Here is a 17,425-nt window from a genome sequence, read left to right on the forward strand (position 1 = left end):
CGGCGACAAAAGAGCGATCCGACCTGTGGACTACTGATCGAGTACTACCGGCCGCCCCGACTCGCCAGTTCGTTCATCGTCCGGGCCTGCAGCTCCCGTTCCGTGGCAGCCCGGACGAACTCCGCCACGTGGTCGGCGCCCACCAGGTCCTGAACCGCCCGCACCGTCTCGGCGGGCAGCGCCACCGGGGTCGGACCCGAAGGCTGCGGGGAGCCGGCGGCACCGAGGTGGCGCTGCAGATGCCGGGTCGCGAAGAGCCGCATCGCCCGGGCCAGTTCCGCGTCGACCGTCTGCTGCGCCAGTGGCCGCAGTCTGCGTACCATCGTCGCCGCCTCGGCGGCGTCCGAGTCCGTCGGTGGGACGGCCCCCAGGTAGCGCGCGAAGACGTGCTCCGTGGTGAACTCCAGGAAGCGCGAGGCGATGTGCTCCACCTGGCCGCGCAGCTCCCGTAGGTGACCGGTGATCGCGGGAAGCGGGACGCCGGCCGCGTACAGCTCGGCGGCCACCGCCAACTCCTGCGGGGACGGCACCCGGAACTGGTCCGGCCGCCCCGGGATCCGCTCCAGTACGCCCAGCTCGCACGCCTCGCCCACCGCGTCGTCGTCGGGCTTGCCGCCGAACCGGTCGTTGAGCTCGTCCCGGCTTATCCGGGCCGCTTCCTCGTCCGTCCACGGTCCGTGCACCTCGGCGACCAGCCCGAGGACACCGCCGAGCCCGCGTCCCGCGTCCCAGGCCTCCAGCAGCTCTTTGATGGAGGCCAAGGTGTAGCCGCGGTCCAGCAGGTCGGCGATCTGGCGCAGCCGCGCCAGATGCGTGTCCCGGTAGACATTGGAACGGCCCCGCCGCTCCGGCTTCGGCAGCAGACCGCGGTCCTGGTACGCCCGGATCGTGCGTACGGTCGCACCGCTGTGGTGCGCCAGATCCTCGATCCGGTACTCGGCTACTGCCTGATCGGACAATCCCGGCTCCCTACGACATGGCGGCTCGGCCGACCGCGCCTGCCGCGGTCCGTGCGGCAGGCGAAGCCGCGAGGTACTCGACCGCCCTGCGCAGCGAGCCCTCCTGCGAGGGATGGTACGACCGCCGCAGGTAGCGGGGTATGGCCATGCCAAGCTCTCTCCAGGTGGGCAGCAGTCCCTTGGCCACCGCACGGTTGTGCTCGCGCAGCGAATAGCGCGGCCGGCCCGGCAGTTCCGGGTCGTTGCGCAGGAGGTACGAGGTCCCCCACACCCACAGCCAGGCCAGCACCGGGGCCACCACGACCATGCCCTCGATGCGGCGCGCGTAGCGCGGCAGGCCCGCGCCGCCGCAGTGCTGGTACATGTCGAAGGCGACGGAGCGGTGCTCCACCTCCTCCGCGCCGTGCCAGCGCAGCAGGTCGAGCATGACCTCGTCCGCGCCGGCCCGGTCCAGTCCTTCGGCGCTGAGCACCCAGTCCCCGAGGACCGCCGTGAACTGCTCGATCGCGGCGACCAGGGAGAGCCGGAAGCGCAGCCACTCCTGCGCGGTGATGGGCGCGCCGAACGGGGGAGTCTCCCCCAGCAGCTTCTCGAACAGGAGGTCCACGTACTTCGTGTACGCCTCGGTGGGCAGCCGCTGTTCGGCGAGGTGGTCCAGGACGTAGGAGTGCTGCACGCTGTGCGTGGCCTCCTGGCCCATGAACCCCTTCACCTCCTTGCGCAGCTCGGGGTCGGTGACCAGGGGCAGGCCTTCTTTGAAGACCTTCACGAACCACCGCTCGCCGGCGGGCAGAAGCAGGTGCAGCACGTTGATGACGTGGGTGGCGGTGGGCTCGTCCGGTATCCAGTGGAGCGGGGTGGTCCTCCAGTCGAAGGCCACGCGTCGCGGGGCGATCGTGTACGAGGACCGGCTCACAGCTTGGGCTCCAGCTTCGCGAACCGCCGCAGGGTGCCCGGCGCGAACCGGGACATCCATAGGGCGCCCTTGGACTCGGGAGTCACCGGAACCACGGCCTGGTTCTTCACCACCGCCAGCAGGATCGCGTCGGCGACCTTCTCCGGGGGGAAGTTGCGCAGCCCGTAGAGCCGGGAGGACTTCTGCTGGCGGCGCTTCTCCTCGGCCTCGTCCACCCCGGCGAACCGGGAAGTGGCGGTGATGTTGGTGTTGACGATGCCGGGGCAGATCGCCGAGACCCCGATGGACTTCGACGCCAGCTCCGCGCGCAGGCACTCGCTGAGCATCAGCACCGCGGCCTTGGAGGTGCTGTAGGCGGGCAGGGTCTTCGAGGGCAGATAGGCCGCGGCGGAAGCGGTGTTGACGATGTGCCCGCCCTGGCCGCGCTCGGCCATCTGCTTGCCGAAGATCCGGCAGCCGTGGATGACCCCCCACAGATTGACGTCGAGGACCTTCTTCCAGTCCTCGGAGCTCGTCTCCAGGAACGGCCCCGACAGGCCGATCCCGGCGTTGTTGACCAGGACGTCCACGATCCCGTACTCGGCGGCCACCTTCGCCGCGAGCTTCTCCATCGCCTGCTCGTCGCTGACGTCCACGCACTCGCCCCACGCCTGCGGCGAACCGACCAGGCGGGCCATGTCGGCGGTGCGCGCCGCTCCCTCGGCATCCCGGTCCACGCACACCACGCGGGCGCCGGCCTCGGCGAACGCGAAGGCGGTGGCCCGGCCGATGCCGCTGGCGGCTCCGGTGACCAGGACCAGCTGGCCGCCGAAGCGGTCCGCGTACTTGCCCGGTGCCTTCTGCTCGGGTGCCCTGGTGGCGGGCTCCTCCCGGGAGGTGACGAACTCGGTGATCCAGGCGGCCAGCTGGTCGGGCCGGGTCCGGGGCACCCAGTGCTTGGCCGGCAGGGTGCGCCGGACCAGATCGGGGGCCCACAGCTCCAGCTCGTCGTAGAGCCGCTCGGAGAGGAAGGCGTCTCCGGTGGGGGTGATCAGCTGGACCGGGGTGTGCGCGTACGCGTCGGGGCGCGGCCTGCGCATGCGCGCCCGGACGTTGTCCCGGTAGAGCCACGCGCCGTGCGCGGCGTCGTTGGGCAGCGAGGCCGTGGGGTACCCGTCGGCCGGGACCTTCTCCATCCGCTGGAGGATCTTCGGCCACTGCTTGCCGAGCGGCCCGCGCCAGGCGAGCTCCGGCAGCACCGGCGTGTGCAGCATGTAGACGTACCAGGACTTGGCGCCCTGGTTCAGCAGCTGGGCGGTCCGGCGCGGGGTGGGCCGAGCCATCCGCTTCTTGATCCAGTGCCCGAAGTGGTCGAGGGAGGGCCCCGACATGGAGGTGAAGGAGGCGATGCGTCCCTCGGTGCGGGCGACCGTCGCGAACTCCCAGCCCTGTACGGAGCCCCAGTCGTGGCCGACCAGGTGCACGGGGCGGTCCGGGCTGACCGCGTCGGCCACCGCGAGGAAGTCGTCGGTCAGCTTCTCCAGGGTGAAGCCCCCGCGCAGCGGCTGCGGAGCCGTGGAGCGCCCGTGGCCCCGTACGTCGTAGAGCACGACGTGGAAGCGGGAGGCCAGCCGCTCGGCGACCTCGGACCAGACCTCCTTGCTGTCCGGGTACCCGTGCACCAGGATCACGGTCGGCAGTTCCGGGTCGCCGAGCTCGACCACGCACAGCTCGACCCCGCCCGTGCTCACCCAGCGCTCGCGCGCCCCCGCGAAGGCCGTCCCGGAGGCCGCGCCGAATTCCGTGCCGCTCATGCCGTCTTCTCCTCAGCCCAGCGCCGCACGTGCGGCAGATCGTCGTCCAACCAGAACGCGCTCTCCTCGGGGTCCCGGGAGTCTGTGACGACCAGGATCTCCTCGAACTTCGCGCCGGTGCCCCGGAAGCCCAGGTGCGGCTCCACCGCCCACAGGCCGGGCCGCGGAGGGTGGTCGGAGAAGCGGTACGGGCTCCACAGCGGGGACCAGCCCTCCCGGTGTCCGTGCAGGGCGTCCGAGGCCAGCCCCTTCAGCGCCTGGGTGCCGAACCCGAACGCGGTCGGCGACCAGCTCCGCTCCTTGACCCGGTCTATTTTGTGCGCGATGACGCCGAAGGGATAGGCGCGGTGCCGGTTCGCGTACCCCTGGCTGATCATCAGCCGCTCGACGTCCTCGTAGATGTCGCGCAGGGAACGGCGCTCGCGCACCTGGTCCAGGATCAGCGCGCGGTGTGCCCTCAGGTCGGACATGAGCCGGTCCTGCACCGGATTGAGGCCGAGGCTGCCCGAATACCCGATGTCCGCGGTGTAGCCCTTGTAGACCGGGGCCATGTCGAGGATGAACGGCATCCCCGGCTCCAGGGCCCGGTTCGTCGGGAAGAACTGCAGCGGGATCTTGAAGTTGGTGAAGGCGGTACGGTCGCCGAACCACGCGAAGGGCATGTGGAACCAGTCCCGCACCCCGCGCTCACGCAGCCAGTCGCGCTGCATCCGCGCGGCCTCGCGCTCGGTCACGCCGGGGCGCAGCTGCGCCGCGACGGCCTCCGCGCACTCGTAGGAGAGGCGCTGCACTTCCTTGAACCCGCGCAGTTCGGCGGAGAGTTCTGTGGTGCGTTGCTTGGTGTCCCCAGCCATGCCAGCCGTCCGTCCGTGTAGCCGTACGCGCCCGTAACTTGACACTGATGAATGTGACAATGACCGGAGATCACGTCAAGGCCCGTGCACGGACCTGTGGACAAACTTGTCCGGTGCGCGTCAGCCTTGAGTCAGCCTTCCGTCAGGGTCCGTAGTCCTGAAGGCGGAGAAGAGATCGAGCTCCAGGTCTGACGATCCGCTCGCGCAGCGCCACTAACGTCGTTCACGTGACTGTCATCGCGACCGAAAGCCTGAGCAAGCGGTACCCCCGAGTGACCGCCCTCGACCGGCTCTCCCTGGACATCGGGCCCGGAGTAACCGGCCTCGTGGGCGCCAACGGAGCCGGCAAGTCCACGCTGATCAAGATTCTGCTTGGACTCTCCCCCGCCACCGAGGGCACCGCCGCGGTGCTCGGACTCGACGTAGCCACCCACGGCAGCGCCATCCGGGAACGCGTCGGATACATGCCCGAGCACGACTGCCTGCCCCCCGACGTCTCGGCCACCGAGTTCGTCGTGCACATGGCGCGCATGTCCGGGCTCCCGCCGACCGCCGCGCGCGAGCGCACCGCGGACACCCTGCGCCACGTGGGCCTGTACGAGGAGCGCTACCGCCCCATCGGCGGCTACTCCACGGGCATGAAGCAGCGCGTCAAGCTCGCCCAGGCACTGGTCCACGACCCACAGCTGGTCCTCCTCGACGAGCCCACCAACGGGCTCGACCCGGTCGGCCGCGACGAGATGCTCGGCCTGATCCGCCGCGTCTACACCGACTTCGGCATCTCGGTCCTGGTCACCTCCCATCTCCTCGGCGAGCTGGAGCGGACCTGCGACCACGTCGTGGTCGTCGACGGCGGCAAGCTGCTGCGCTCCAGCTCCACCAGCGACTTCACCCAGACCACCACGACCCTCGCGGTCGAGGTCACCGACTCCGACACCCACCCGGACGGCACCGCCGCCCTGCGCAAGGCGCTCGCCGAGGCGGGCGTCACCCTGCACGAGGGCGAGGAGGAGGGGCTGCCCGGAGCGGGCCACATCCTGCTCGTCGAGGCGACCGGCGACGCGACGTACGACGTGGTCCGCGACACCGTCGCCGACCTCGGCATCGGCCTGGTCCGCATGGAGCAGCGACGCCACCACATCGCAGAGGTCTTCCGCGACAGCGACCCGTCGGCCGCGCAGGCCACGGCACAGTCCGCCGCCTGGGCGGCCAACATGGCCAAGGCCCAGTCCGCCACCCAGCAGAAGGGAGCCGGTTCCGATGGCGCCTGACACCTCGACCCAGATCCACAACATCGGCTACCGGTCCTACGACGGCCCCCGGCTCGGCCGCGCCTACGCCCGCAAGTCGCTGTTCTCGCAATCCCTGCGCGGGGCCTACGGACTGGGCCGCTCGGCCAAGTCCAAGGTGCTCCCGATGCTGCTCTTCGCGGTGATGTGCGTTCCCGCACTGATCCTCGTCGCGGTCGCCATCGCCGTGCCCGGCACCACCAGTCTGCCGATCAAGTACACGACGTACGCCCTGACCACCCAGGTGATCATCGGCCTCTACCTCGCGTCGCAGGCGCCGCAGTCGGTCTCCCGGGACCTGCGCTTCAAGACCGTGCCGCTCTACTTCTCACGGCCGATCGAGCGCGTGGACTACGTGCTGGCGAAGTTCGCGGCCATGGCCTCGGCCCTCTTCATCCTCACCGCGTCCCCGCTGGTGATCATGTACATCGGCTCACTGCTCGCCAAGTTCGACTTCGGCGACCAGACCAAGGGATTCGGACAGGGACTGGTGTCGGTACTCCTGCTGTCGCTGCTCTTCTCCGGGCTCGGCCTGATCATGGCCGCGCTCACCCCGCGCCGCGGGTTCGGCGTCGCCGCGATCATCGCCGTGCTGCTGATCCCCTTCGGCGCGGTGACCGCCGTCCAGGGCATCGCCTACAACACCGGCTCGCCCGGGGTCGTCGAGTGGCTGGGGCTGTTCTCCCCGGTCAGCCTCATCGACGGATTCCAGGCGGCCTTCCTCGGCGGGACCTCCGGGTTCCCCGGCCAGGAAGCCCCCTCGACCGCCGCCGGCGCCGTCTACCTGCTCGTCATCCTCGGCCTCATCGCCGGCTCCTACGCCGCGCTGATGGCCCGCTACCGGAAGGCCGGGCTGTGACCATCATCGACATCGACCACACCTCCCGCTGGTTCGGGAACGTCGTCGCCGTCAACGACGTGACCATGCGCATCGGTCCCGGAGTCACCGGCCTGCTGGGCCCCAACGGCGCGGGCAAGTCCACCCTCATCAACATGATGGGCGGCTTCCTCGCCCCCTCCACGGGCACCGTCACCCTCGACGGCACGCCGATCTGGCGCAACGAGCAGGTCTACAAGCAGATCGGCGTCGTGCCCGAGCGCGAGGCCATGTACGACTTCCTCACCGGCCGGGAGTTCGTCGTCGCCAACGCCGAACTGCACGGCCTCGACGACCTGGCGGCCCAGCGGGCGCTGGCCACCGTCGAGATGGAGTACGCGCAGGACCGCAAGATCTCCACGTACTCCAAGGGCATGCGCCAGCGCGTGAAGATGGCCTCCGCCCTGGTCCATGACCCGTCCGTGCTCCTGCTCGACGAGCCGTTCAACGGCATGGACCCGCGTCAGCGCATGCAGCTCATGGACCTGCTGCGGCGGATGGGCGACGCCGGCCGCACCGTGCTGTTCTCCTCGCACATCCTGGAGGAGGTCGAGCAGCTCGCCTCACACATCGAGGTGGTCGTCGCCGGCCGGCACGCCGCCTCCGGCGACTTCCGCAAGATCCGCCGCCTGATGACGGACCGCCCCCACCGCTACCTCGTCCGCTCCTCCGACGACCGGGCCCTCGCCGCGGCCCTGATCGCCGACCCGTCCACCGCCGGGATCGAGGTCGACCTCAAGGAAGGCGCCCTGCGCATCCAGGCCGTCGACTTCGGGCGCTTCACCGAGCTTCTGCCGCGGGTCGCCCGTGAGCACGGCATCCGGCTGATGACGGTCTCGCCCTCCGACGAGTCCCTCGAATCGGTCTTCTCCTACCTCGTCGCGGCCTGAAGGAGCTGGCATCCATGTACAACCCCACCGTTGCCCGGCTCACCTACCGGGCCCTGCTCGGCCGCCGCCGCGCGCTGATCCTCTTCGCGCTGCCCGCCCTGCTGATCGTCATTTCCATCGCCGTACGCGCCTTCACGGGCCTGGACGACAAGGTCGCCGCCGACCTCCTCGGCGGATTCGCCCTGGCCACGATGGTCCCGCTGATCGGTGTCATCGCCGGAACCGGAGCCATCGGCCCGGAGATCGACGACGGCTCGATCGTCTACCTGCTCTCCAAGCCGGTGAAGCGCCCGACGATCATCATGACCAAGCTGATCGTCGCGATCGCCGTCACCATGGTCTTCTCCGCGATCCCGACCCTGATCGCCGGCTTCATCCTCAACGGCAACGGCCAGCAGATCGCCGTGGCCTACACGGTCGCCGCCCTCATCGCCTCGGTCGCCTACAGCGCGCTGTTCCTGCTGCTGGGCACCGTCAGCCGGCACGCGGTCGTCTTCGGCCTCGTCTACGCGCTGATCTGGGAGTCCCTCTTCGGCAGCTTGGTGGACGGAGCCAAGACCCTCAGCGTCCAGCAGTGGGCGCTCGCCCTCGCACAGAAGGTCGCGGGCGAGGGGTACGTGGACGCCACCGTCGGGCTGCCCACCGCGGTGATCCTGCTCGTCGCGGTCACCGTCGGCGCCACCGTCTACGCCGGCCAGCGGCTCCGCCGCCTCACCCTGGCGGGCGAGGAGTAGGACCCACGGCGCCAAAGCAGGGGCTATGGCGCCGAAGGGTCCGTGTGGGTCCCTGTGGCCAAATCCGCGCAAAACCTGTGCCCCGCCCGGCCCACCGGCCAGGCGGGGCACAGGTTTGCGCGGCATCATCGGGGCATGATCAAGCGCACCGGGCCCGAGCCGTCCAGACCTGTGAGGTCCTGGATACGGGCAGCGCCCGGTACCCACATCTGGTTGCTGATCATCGCCGTCACGAGCATCGTCGTCGTGCTCGTGCCCGACCACCTCGAACACATCCTGCTCCACCGCAACAGCAGCAATATCCACGAGCTCGCCCGGCATCCCATACGGGCTCTGCTCAGCAGCGCCTTCTGGATCGAGAACCCGGCCTCGCTCGCCCTCTACGTCCTGCTCTTCGAGATCTTCCACGCCAACGTGGAACGCTGGCTCGGCACCCTGCGGTGGCTCCTGATCGTCGCGACCGGCCACATCACGGCCACCCTGATCAGCCAGAAGGTCGTCCTGATGGCCATCCGGGACAACCGGGCCCCGCGCAGCATGGTCCACGTCGTCGACATCGGCGTCAGCTACGGGCTCGCGACCGCCGTAGGGGTGCTGGCGTACCGCCTCCCCAGCCCCTGGCGCTGGTTCTACCTGGCGGGCTCCGTGGCCTTCTTCGGGCTCCCCCTCGCCACCGGCGGCACCTTCACCGACCTGGGCCACGCCATCGCCCTGTCGGTGGGCCTGCTCGCCTGGCCGCTGACCCGCCGCGCCCACCCGCGTGACCCGGTCGAGCATGTTTCACGTGAAACATGACCCGGACGAAATTCGCTGGTACGTCACCTTCGCCGAGGGCAGAGTGAGCGGTGCGGGGAGCAACAAGAAGGTCCGGAACAGCCACTTCGAGCGCGCCTGACGGCGCGGGCCGTTCCGGACCTTTCCGTATTGCTACTTGGCTAGGCGGCGCCCAGCAGACGCTCCAGGACGACCGCGATGCCGTCCTGCTCGTTGGAGGTGGTCACCTCGTCGGCGACCGCCTTCAGCTCCACGTGGGCGTTGGCCATGGCCACCCCGTGCGCGGCCCAGCCGAACATCGGTATGTCGTTGGGCATGTCGCCGAAGGCGATCGTCTCGGCCGCCTTCACCCCCAGCCGGCGCGCCGCCAGCGAGAGGCCGGTGGCCTTGCTCAGTCCCAGCGGCAGGATCTCCACGATGCCCGGCCCGGCCATGACGATGCCGACCAGATCGCCCACGGTCTGCCGGGCCACCTCGACGAGACTGTCCTCGTCCAGCTCGGGGTGCTGGATGTACAGCTTGTTCAGCGGAGCCGTCCAGACCTCGGCGGTGTCTTTCAGGTAGACCGCCGGGAGGCCCTCCTGCACCTGGTAGCCGGGGCCGAACAGGACTTCTCCCTCGACCCCGTCCCGGCTGGCGGCCAGGGCCAGCGGACCCACCTCGGCCTCGATCTTCTCCAGCGCGAGGGCGGCCAGCTTCCGGTCGAGCGTCACCGAGGTGAGCAGCCGGTGCGCGCCCGCGTCGTAGACCTGCGCGCCCTGTCCGCAGACCGCGATGCCCTTGTATCCCAGGTCGTCGAGGACGTGCCGGGTCCAGGGCACGGCGCGGCCGGTGACGATGATGTGCGCCGCTCCGGCCGCCCCGGCGGCGACGAGCGCCTCCCGGGTGCGTTCCGAGACGGTGTCGTCGTCGCGCAGCAGCGTGCCGTCGAGGTCGGTCGCGACGAGCTTGTACGGGAAGGGGGCCGTGCTCACTTGGAGATCGGCTCCAGGAATTCGCGGCCGCCCAGGTAGGGACGGAGCACCGGGGGCACCCGGACCGTACCGTCGGCCTGCTGGTGGTTCTCCAGGATCGCGACGATCGTGCGCGGGACGGCGCACAGGGTGCCGTTCAGCGTGGACAGCGGCGCGGTCTTCTTGCCGTCGCGGTAGCGGACCGACAGGCGGCGGGCCTGGAAGCCGTCACAGTTCGAGGCGGAGGTCAGCTCGCGGTACTTGCCCTGGGTGGGGATCCACGCCTCGCAGTCGAACTTGCGGGAGGCGGAGGAGCCCAGGTCGCCGGTGGCCACGTCGATCACCTGGAAGGGCAGCTCGAGGCTGGTCAGCCACTGCTTCTCCCACTCCAGGAGCCGCTGGTGCTCGGCCTCGGCCTCCTCCGGCGCGACGTACGAGAACATCTCGACCTTGTCGAACTGGTGGACGCGGAAGATGCCGCGGGTGTCCTTGCCGTACGTGCCGGCCTCGCGGCGGAAGCACGGGGAGAAGCCGGCGTAGCGCAGCGGCAGCTTGTCCACGTCGATGATCTCGTCCATGTGGTACGCGGCGAGCGGGACCTCGGAGGTGCCGACCAGGTAGAGGTCGTCGCCCTCCAGGTGGTACACGTTCTCCGCGGCCTGGCCGAGGAAGCCGGTGCCCTCCATGGCGCGCGGGCGGACCAGCGCGGGGGTGAGCATCGGGATGAAGCCGGCCTCGGTGGCCTGCGCGATGGCGGCGTTGACGAGCGCGAGCTCCAGCAGGGCGCCGACACCGGTGAGGTAGTAGAAGCGCGATCCGGAGACCTTGGCGCCGCGCTCGACGTCGATGGCGCCCAGGGACTCGCCGAGCTCCAGGTGGTCCTTGGGCTCGAAGCCCTCGGCGCCGAAGTCGCGGATGGTGCCGTGCGTCTCCAGGACGGTGAAGTCCTCTTCGCCGCCGACGGGCACGTCCTCGTGGACGATGTTGCCGAGCTGGAGGAGCAGCGTCTTGGCGGCTTCGTCCGCCTCGTTCTGCTCGGCTTCGGCCGCCTTGACGTCCTGCTTGAGCTGATCGGCCTTCTTCAGCAGCTCGGTCCGCTCCTCCGGGGAGGCCTTGGGAATGAGCTTGCCGAGCGACTTCTGCTCATTGCGCAGTTCGTCGAATCGCATGCCGGAGGACCTGCGGCGCTCGTCGGCGGAGAGCAGTGCGTCGACGAGCGCGACGTCCTCTCCACGGGCGCGCTGCGAGGCGCGGACACGGTCAGGGTCTTCACGGAGCAGCCGGAGGTCAATCACCCCTCCAGGCTACCGGGCCGGGCTTCGGGGCACCGCACCGATATCACGCTGCGTGTCGCTATGTCCCAATTGCCGCGAATGGAAAACTTTCGACGGTCGGCCGGAAGTGATCCTTCCTCCGGGGTCGATAAAAGCGGCCCCATTCTCCAAAAAGGGGCAGGGCGGCCGCGATCGGGCAGCCCCTGAGCAGGGCCGGAGGCTGTTCCTTGTCCACAGGAATTCCCCGCCGCACCGGCTTATCCACAGGCTGTGTGCCGCATCTGTGGACACAGGAATAGATCAATCCTGACCGTGGAGCGAGCAGGCTCAATCAGGGTTCAAACCACCCTCACACACTCATTCGGGTGGGAATGGCTCGCCCCAAAGAGTTGATCGGTGATGCGGGGGTGACGCCGTTCACCTTCCGCTCCCCAGCGCGAAACCTGGGCCACCCGACCGATTTGTCGACCTTGTCGTGCCACTCTGTCGACTTGTCCCCAGGTCTGCATCTCTGCCTGTGGATAACTCTGTGGACAGTGGACAGAGCGCTACGGGCGCCCGTCGAGGCAACGGGTCAGCCAGTCCGAGGCAGCCGTGAAATCGCCGTCCGAGGTCCCCGGCCGGGTCGCACGCACATCACCCTGAGCGACACCGGCGCGCGGATACGAGCCGAGGAAGCGGATCTGCGGGCAGGTGCGCTTGAGGCCCATGAGCGCCTCTCCGACCCGGCGGTCGGAAATGTGGCCCTCGGCGTCCACGGCGAAGCAGTAGTTGCCGATGCCCTCGCCCGTCGGCCGGGACTGGATCAGCATCAGGTTCACCCCGCGAACGGCGAACTCCTGGAGCAGCTCCAGCAGCGCACCGGGGCGGTCGTCGCCCATCCACAGCACGACGGAGGTCTTGTCGGCGCCGGTCGGCGCGGCCGGCCGGGCGGGGCGGCCGACCAGCACGAAGCGGGTCTCCGCGTTCTCCGCGTCATGGATCTCGGTGACCAGCGGGACCAGCCCGTAGGTGGCGGCCGCGAACTCGCCCGCGAAGGCGGCGTCGAAGCGGCCTTCCTGGACCAGCCGAGCCCCGTCGGCATTGGAGGCGGCCGACTCCCACACCGCGTCGGGCAGGTTCGCCCGCAGCCAGTTGCGTACCTGGGGCTGGGCCACCGGGTGCCCGGTGACGGTCTTGACGTCCGACAGCTTGGTCCCCGGCCGGACCAGCAGCGCGAACGCGATCGGGAGCAGCACCTCGCGGTAGATCATCAGCGGTTCGCCCGAGGCCAGCTCGTCGAGGGTCGAGGTGACCCCGCCCTCCACCGAGTTCTCGATCGGGACCAGCGCCGCCGCGGCCTCGCCGTTGCGTACGGCGTCCAGGGCGGCCGGGACCGAGACCATCGGGACGAGCTCCCGGGTCGCGGCTTCGGGCAGGGTGCGAAGGGCGGCTTCGGTGAAGGTGCCCTCGGGACCGAGATAGGTGAAGCGGGTGGCCGACATGCGATCAGCCTAGTGCCGGTCCCGCGACGCCACAGAGCTGTTCATCCTTCGAGCAGCCGCTGTCCCACGTACTCCCCGGCGCGGGCGCCGGGCGGGACCGCGTACAGGCCGCTGGACTCGTGCCGGATGAACTCCGACAGGGCGTCGCCCCGGTCGAGCTTGCGCTGGACGGGGACGAAACCGCGCGCCGGGTCGGCCTGCCAGCAGATGAAGAGGAGCCCCGCGTCGGGGGTCCCGTCGGGAGCCGTCCCGTCGTGGAAGGAGAAGGGGCGCCGGAGCATGGCGGCCCCGCCGTTCTGCGCGGGGGCCGAGATCCGCGCGTGGGCGTTGGTGGGGATGACCGGCTTGCCGTCGGCCCCGAACTTGCCGAGGTCCATGGGGGTGCTCTCCTTGCCCCCGGTCAGCGGGGCGCCGGTGGCCTTCGTACGGCCGATGACCTGCTCCTGCTGGGCGACCGACTGCTCGTCCCAGTGGTCGAGGAGCATGCGGATGCGGCGGACGACGGCGTACGAGCCCCCCACCATCCAGGAGTGCTCGGTGGGCACCGTGCCCTGGACGAAGATCCGCTTGTCGAAATCGGCTTCGGCGGGCTTCGGGTTGTTCGTGCCGTCGACCTGGCCCATGAGGTTGCGTGCGGTCATGGGGGTGCCGGTGGCGCCGGGCGAGCGGTTGAAGCCGTTCATCTGCCAGCGCAGACGGGCGGCGTCCCCGGCGTCCTTCTGCAGGGCCCGCAGCGCGTGGAAGGCGACCAGCCCGTCGTCGGCGCCGATCTGGACCCACAGGTCGCCGTTGCTGCGCTGGGCGTCGAGCCGGTCCGAGGAGAAGTCCGGCAGCGGGTCGAGGGCGGCGGGGCGCCGGGCGGTGAGGCCGGTGCGGTCGAAGAAGGAGTGGCCGAAGCCGAAGGTGACGGTGAGGGAGGACGGTCCGGCGTCGAGGGCGATCCCGGTGTCGGCGGTCGGCGCGGCCTCTCCGGCGGTCAGCCGCCGGGCGGTGTCGGACCAGCGGCGCATCAGGGCGGCGGCCTCGGTGCGGCCGGCGCCCGGCGCCAGATCGAAGGCGAGGACGTGGCCCTTGGCCTGGAGGGGCGTGGTGATGCCGGCCTGGTGGTCCCCGTCGAAGGCGACGCGGGTGGAGCCGAGGGAGGCGAGGCTGCCCGGGGCGCCCCCGGAGCCGGCCGTCCCGTTGCCGGCCACCGCGGAGTGCACGAGCGCTCCGCCGGTGGCGCCGAGCGCGAGTCCGGCGGCGCCCGCGGCGCCGACGGTGCCCAGCAGGCGGCGCCGGGAGATCTCGATGTCGGGACTGCCCGTGGTGCTCTCGGTGGTCTCGCTGTTCTGGGTCACGCTGATCAGCCGATCTTGACGTTCTTCTGGACGGTCGTCTGGTCGATGTCGGAGGTGCGGACGGTCACGTCGATCCGCCAGTCGCCGGCCAGCGGAAGCTGGACGCCCGACGCGGTCCAGTGTCCGGGGGCGGCGCGTTCGGGGACGACGGGCAGCGGGCCGATGTCCTTGGCCGCGAGGGTGAAGGAGACCTTGACCTCGGGAAGGTCCACCGGCTGGCCGTCGGGGGTCTCGGCCCACACGTGGAGGGTGTTCGCGCCGACGCGGCCCGGGTCCAGCTGGAGCCGGACCGAGCCCTTGCCGTTCTGGCCGCCCGTGTCGTACGGCAGGGTGATCTTGATCGCGCGGTCGGGAACGGCGGCGGCGCTGGAACCGCGGCTCGTCTCCAGCTCGGCGGCGCGGCCGGGCTCGGTGCTGGTGAGGATGGTGGTGACGGCCAGCAGGACAACGGCGACCCCCGCCTCGGCGAGCACGGACCGGCGCAGGCCCGCGCGGTCCGGGTCGGCGTCGCGTGCTTGCTTCTCCTGCGCGGTGCGCCGGGCGGCGCCCTGGCGGGCGAGCTGGGCGGCGCGCTTGGGATCGGCGGAAGCCGAGCCTGAGGCAGACGTGGTCGATGTTTCACGTGAAACATCGCCCTGTGCGACGGCCTTTGCCTCAGCCTTTGCCACGACCTTCGCCTCGGCCTTGACCGGCTTCCCGGCCGGGGCCGCCTCGCCGAGCCGCGAGGTCCACTTCCGGGAGACGGAGGCGATCCCGACGAGAACGCCGATGAGGCCCAGCTTGACGAGCAGGAGCTGCCCGTAGGAAGTCCCGGTGAGGGCGGACCAGCTGCCGACCTGGCGCCAGGCCTGGTAGGTACCGGTGGTGGCGAGCACGAGAACGCTGACGAAGGCGACGGCGGAGAAGCGCCGGATGGCCTCGCGCTCGATCCCCGGGACCTTGTGGAGGGCGACGAGCAGCGCGGTGAGTCCGCCGAGCCAGGTGGCCACGGCCAGCAGGTGCACGATGTCCACGGGCATCGCGAGGCCGGGCTGGATGCCGGTGGAAGCGTGCTCGGCCAGCGCCCAGGTGGCGGCGATGCCGGCGGCGACCACGGTCCCGCCGATGGCGAGGCCGAAGAGGAGGTCGCTCTCCCCGTCGGCGTCCTCATCCGTGGTGCCGGCGGAGCCCTTGCCGCTACTACCGGCACCGCCGCTCTGGTGGCGCCGTGCGTAGGCGCCGAACAGGACGGCGATGAAGAGCGCGGCGGCGCCGAGGAGGAGCAGCCGCGAGACGAGGGAGGCGCCGGACTTGGTCTCCAGGACTGCCTTCAGCCCGGCGAGGTCGAAGACGTCGGCGAAGTTCCCGGACCCCGTGTAGGGGTTGCGGAGCAACAGCATCGCGAGGGTGGCCACGGTGAGCGTGACCCAGGCCCGTACGACCAGCTTCTGCATCGGCCGCTCGGCGGCGCCCCGGCGCCAGCAGATCAGGATGAAGCCCGCGCCGCCGACGAGCACGGCGAACCCGGCGTAGGCGGTGTAGCGCGCGACGTCGTAGGCGATGGCGACGGGCCCGTCGCCCACGGTCTGCGCGGGCAGTTTCACGGAGGTCTGGGAGGGGGCTCCGATGGAGAAGGTGAAGGCGCCGGAGACAGGATGGCTGTCCGCCGATATGGCCTGCCAGGCCACGGTGTAGGTGCCTTCGGGCTGCCCGGGGCGCAGGGCGGTGCCGTAGCGGATGACGTTCCCGCTGCAGAGGTCGCGCAGTTCACCGGTGTCGACGCGCTTGCCCTGCGGGTCCAGTACGCGGATGGAATCGCCGTTCATGGCGACCCCTTCCGAGAACGAGAGGGTGACCTGGGCGGGCGCCGTGGCGACCACCGCCCCGTCCTTGGGGTCGCTCGCGGTCAGTGCGGCGTGCGCCGAGGCCGGGGCGGCCGCGGTGAACAGGGCCGCCAGCAGGGCTGCGAGGACCAGCGTGAGCCGCGGCAGGAGCGCCGTGGCGCGGACGCGGGCCGCGGATGGGGCGGGGGCGGTGGCCGTCATGGCGTGTCAGTCCCTCGGTCCGTCAGTGGTCGTTGGAGGTCGGTGCCTTGTACGTACGCTCCTTGACGTCCAGCTCGACCTTCACCGGGTCGGCCTTCTCGAAGCGCAGCTCTACGGTGACCTTGTCGCCGACCTTGGGGGTGTTCTTCAGGCCCATGAACATGACGTGGTTGCCGCCGCGTTCCAGCTTGAGCTCACCGTTCGCGGGCACGTCCATGGACTGCACCTGCTGCATCTTCTGATCCTTGGTCTCGTGGATCTGCAGATCGTCGGAGAGCGTGCTCGTGACGCCGGTCAGCTTGTCGGCGGTCTTGGAGCCGTTCTTGATGACCATGAACGCACCGGCCATCTGGTCGTTCACGGGCTCGGGCATGTAGCCGCCGCTGACCGTCAGCTTCGGCTTGGCGGCGGAGTCGGCAGAGGCGGAGCCGGCCGAGTCCTTGGAGTCCGAGGAACAGCCGGATATGGCGAGCGCTGCCGTCAGGGAGAGGGCGGTGGCGAGGGTGCGGGTGGTGCGGGCGTTCACGGGTTCTCTCCCTTGATGATCTTCGGCAGGTCCTTGGTGTAGTCATCGACGGTGGCGGACTCCCCGTAGAGGAGGTAGCCCTCGTCGTTCTTCGGAGAGAACGCGATGACCTGGGCGCCGTGCATGGAGACGACGTTGCCCTTGGCGTCCTTCGTGGCGGCCTCGATGCCGATGCCGAGGGTGCGCGCGGCGGCCTGGATGGTGGCGAACTCCCCGGTGAGCCCGATGAACGCCGGGTCCTGGGCCTTGAGCCACGCGCCGAGGGATTCGGGAGTGTCCCGTTCGGGGTCGGTGGTGACGAAGACGACCTGGAGCTTGTCCTGGTCGGCCTTGGGGAGTGCCTTCTTGGCGACGGCGATGTTGCTCATCGTCAGGGGACACACGTCGGGGCAGTGGGTGTAGCCGAAGTAGATGAGCGTCGGCTTGCCCTTGGTCTGCTCGCGCAGGTTCCACGGCTTGCCGGTGGTGTCCGTCAGGACGACGTCCGGCTTGTCGAAGGGGCGGTCGAGCACGGTCGCGGCACCGGCTTTCGCCTGGCCTCCGCTGATCTGGGTGATCTTGCCGGTCTTGGCCGGCTCACCACCGCAGGCGGTCAGGGTGAGGGCGGCCACCGCCAGAAGGGCGGCGGCCGTCGCACGTGTGGTGCGCATGGGAATGTCCCTGTGATCGGGTTTGTACGGGTGGATCAGTGGTAGCGGCCGGGCCGTGACGGCCCGGCCGGACACACGGGATCGGTAC

16 protein-coding genes are annotated in these 17,425 nt (G+C 70.2%); 5 read left to right on the top strand and 11 right to left on the bottom strand.

The window, feature by feature from the left end; all coding sequences use genetic code 11:
- Positions 1 to 44: 44 nt before the first annotated feature.
- The 4 genes from ACFXDJ_RS00745 to ACFXDJ_RS00760 are packed head-to-tail and all read right to left on the bottom strand — an operon-like array spanning position 45 to position 4,522.
- Positions 45 to 959, bottom strand: a complete 915-nt coding sequence (locus tag ACFXDJ_RS00745; RefSeq protein WP_384651066.1) for a MerR family transcriptional regulator — start codon at positions 957 to 959, stop codon at positions 45 to 47.
- Positions 960 to 969: 10 nt separating this feature from the next.
- The gene (locus ACFXDJ_RS00750) at positions 970 to 1,875 is read right to left on the bottom strand and encodes a metal-dependent hydrolase (protein WP_384651064.1); all 906 of its coding nucleotides are present in this window, start codon (positions 1,873 to 1,875) and stop codon (positions 970 to 972) included.
- Positions 1,872 to 3,668: an SDR family oxidoreductase gene (locus tag ACFXDJ_RS00755; protein WP_384651062.1), complete on the bottom strand. Its 1,797-nt coding sequence runs from the start codon at positions 3,666 to 3,668 to the stop codon at positions 1,872 to 1,874. Before ACFXDJ_RS00755 ends, ACFXDJ_RS00750 begins: the two co-directional genes overlap by 4 nt.
- The gene (locus ACFXDJ_RS00760; protein WP_384651060.1) at positions 3,665 to 4,522 is read right to left on the bottom strand and encodes a M24 family metallopeptidase; all 858 of its coding nucleotides are present in this window, start codon (positions 4,520 to 4,522) and stop codon (positions 3,665 to 3,667) included. Before ACFXDJ_RS00760 ends, ACFXDJ_RS00755 begins: the two co-directional genes overlap by 4 nt.
- 227 nt (positions 4,523 to 4,749) lie before the next feature.
- Here ACFXDJ_RS00760 and ACFXDJ_RS00765 point away from each other — a divergent pair, with 227 nt between their 5' ends.
- From ACFXDJ_RS00765 to ACFXDJ_RS00785, 5 genes are all read left to right on the top strand, one after another.
- A complete protein-coding gene (locus tag ACFXDJ_RS00765; RefSeq protein ID WP_384651058.1) occupies positions 4,750 to 5,793 on the top strand; it encodes an ABC transporter ATP-binding protein in 1,044 nt (347 codons plus the stop codon).
- On the top strand, positions 5,783 to 6,670 hold the full coding sequence (locus ACFXDJ_RS00770) for an ABC transporter permease subunit (protein WP_384651056.1): 888 nt from the start codon (positions 5,783 to 5,785) through the stop codon (positions 6,668 to 6,670). Before ACFXDJ_RS00765 ends, ACFXDJ_RS00770 begins: the two co-directional genes overlap by 11 nt.
- A complete protein-coding gene (locus tag ACFXDJ_RS00775; RefSeq protein ID WP_384651054.1) occupies positions 6,667 to 7,578 on the top strand; it encodes an ABC transporter ATP-binding protein in 912 nt (303 codons plus the stop codon). Before ACFXDJ_RS00770 ends, ACFXDJ_RS00775 begins: the two co-directional genes overlap by 4 nt.
- 14 nt (positions 7,579 to 7,592) lie before the next feature.
- Positions 7,593 to 8,312 carry an ABC transporter permease gene (locus ACFXDJ_RS00780; RefSeq protein ID WP_384651052.1) on the top strand — a complete coding sequence of 240 codons (720 nt, stop codon included), beginning with the start codon at positions 7,593 to 7,595 and terminating at the stop codon, positions 8,310 to 8,312.
- A gap of 135 nt (positions 8,313 to 8,447) precedes the next feature.
- On the top strand, positions 8,448 to 9,107 hold the full coding sequence (locus tag ACFXDJ_RS00785; protein ID WP_384651050.1) for a rhomboid-like protein: 660 nt from the start codon (positions 8,448 to 8,450) through the stop codon (positions 9,105 to 9,107).
- Between the two features lie 140 nt (positions 9,108 to 9,247).
- Here the strand turns inward: ACFXDJ_RS00785 and ACFXDJ_RS00790 are convergent, their stop codons facing one another.
- The 7 genes from ACFXDJ_RS00790 to ACFXDJ_RS00820 form a co-directional block, all read right to left on the bottom strand.
- Positions 9,248 to 10,060, bottom strand: a complete 813-nt coding sequence (locus tag ACFXDJ_RS00790; protein WP_384651048.1) for an HAD family hydrolase — start codon at positions 10,058 to 10,060, stop codon at positions 9,248 to 9,250.
- The gene (serS, locus tag ACFXDJ_RS00795) at positions 10,057 to 11,334 is read right to left on the bottom strand and encodes a serine--tRNA ligase (RefSeq protein ID WP_384651046.1); all 1,278 of its coding nucleotides are present in this window, start codon (positions 11,332 to 11,334) and stop codon (positions 10,057 to 10,059) included. Before serS ends, ACFXDJ_RS00790 begins: the two co-directional genes overlap by 4 nt.
- A gap of 527 nt (positions 11,335 to 11,861) precedes the next feature.
- Positions 11,862 to 12,797 (bottom strand): prephenate dehydratase, encoded by a 936-nt coding sequence (gene pheA, locus ACFXDJ_RS00800; protein ID WP_384651044.1) that lies wholly within the window; start codon positions 12,795 to 12,797, stop codon positions 11,862 to 11,864.
- Positions 12,798 to 12,838: 41 nt separating this feature from the next.
- Positions 12,839 to 14,137, bottom strand: coding sequence for an iron uptake transporter deferrochelatase/peroxidase subunit (gene efeB / locus ACFXDJ_RS00805; RefSeq protein ID WP_384651042.1), 1,299 nt, complete (start codon positions 14,135 to 14,137; stop codon positions 12,839 to 12,841).
- Between the two features lie 5 nt (positions 14,138 to 14,142).
- Positions 14,143 to 16,161, bottom strand: coding sequence for a copper resistance protein CopC (locus tag ACFXDJ_RS00810; RefSeq protein ID WP_384651040.1), 2,019 nt, complete (start codon positions 16,159 to 16,161; stop codon positions 14,143 to 14,145).
- Between the two features lie 22 nt (positions 16,162 to 16,183).
- Positions 16,184 to 16,687: a copper chaperone PCu(A)C gene (locus ACFXDJ_RS00815; RefSeq protein WP_384651038.1), complete on the bottom strand. Its 504-nt coding sequence runs from the start codon at positions 16,685 to 16,687 to the stop codon at positions 16,184 to 16,186.
- Positions 16,684 to 17,337 carry an SCO family protein gene (locus ACFXDJ_RS00820; protein ID WP_384651036.1) on the bottom strand — a complete coding sequence of 218 codons (654 nt, stop codon included), beginning with the start codon at positions 17,335 to 17,337 and terminating at the stop codon, positions 16,684 to 16,686. The genes ACFXDJ_RS00815 and ACFXDJ_RS00820 overlap by 4 nt, the downstream gene beginning before the upstream one ends.
- Positions 17,338 to 17,425 lie beyond the last annotated feature (88 nt).

The organism is Streptomyces sp. NPDC059443 (genome assembly GCF_042750105.1).
GTDB lineage: Bacteria > Actinomycetota > Actinomycetes > Streptomycetales > Streptomycetaceae > Streptomyces.

What these genes read in the sequence shown, in the direction of transcription:
- ACFXDJ_RS00755 (WP_384651062.1), bottom strand. Translation starts at nt 3,668, where the DNA reads ATGAGCGGCACGGAATTCGGCGCGGCCTCCGGGACGGCCTTCGCGGGG.
- ACFXDJ_RS00760 (WP_384651060.1), bottom strand. Translation starts at nt 4,522, where the DNA reads ATGGCTGGGGACACCAAGCAACGCACCACAGAACTCTCCGCCGAACTG.
- ACFXDJ_RS00770 (WP_384651056.1), top strand. Translation starts at nt 5,783, where the DNA reads ATGGCGCCTGACACCTCGACCCAGATCCACAACATCGGCTACCGGTCC.
- ACFXDJ_RS00780 (WP_384651052.1), top strand. Translation starts at nt 7,593, where the DNA reads ATGTACAACCCCACCGTTGCCCGGCTCACCTACCGGGCCCTGCTCGGC.
- ACFXDJ_RS00785 (WP_384651050.1), top strand. Translation starts at nt 8,448, where the DNA reads ATGATCAAGCGCACCGGGCCCGAGCCGTCCAGACCTGTGAGGTCCTGG.
- pheA (WP_384651044.1), bottom strand. Translation starts at nt 12,797, where the DNA reads ATGTCGGCCACCCGCTTCACCTATCTCGGTCCCGAGGGCACCTTCACC.
- ACFXDJ_RS00810 (WP_384651040.1), bottom strand. Translation starts at nt 16,161, where the DNA reads ATGACGGCCACCGCCCCCGCCCCATCCGCGGCCCGCGTCCGCGCCACG.
- ACFXDJ_RS00820 (WP_384651036.1), bottom strand. Translation starts at nt 17,337, where the DNA reads ATGCGCACCACACGTGCGACGGCCGCCGCCCTTCTGGCGGTGGCCGCC.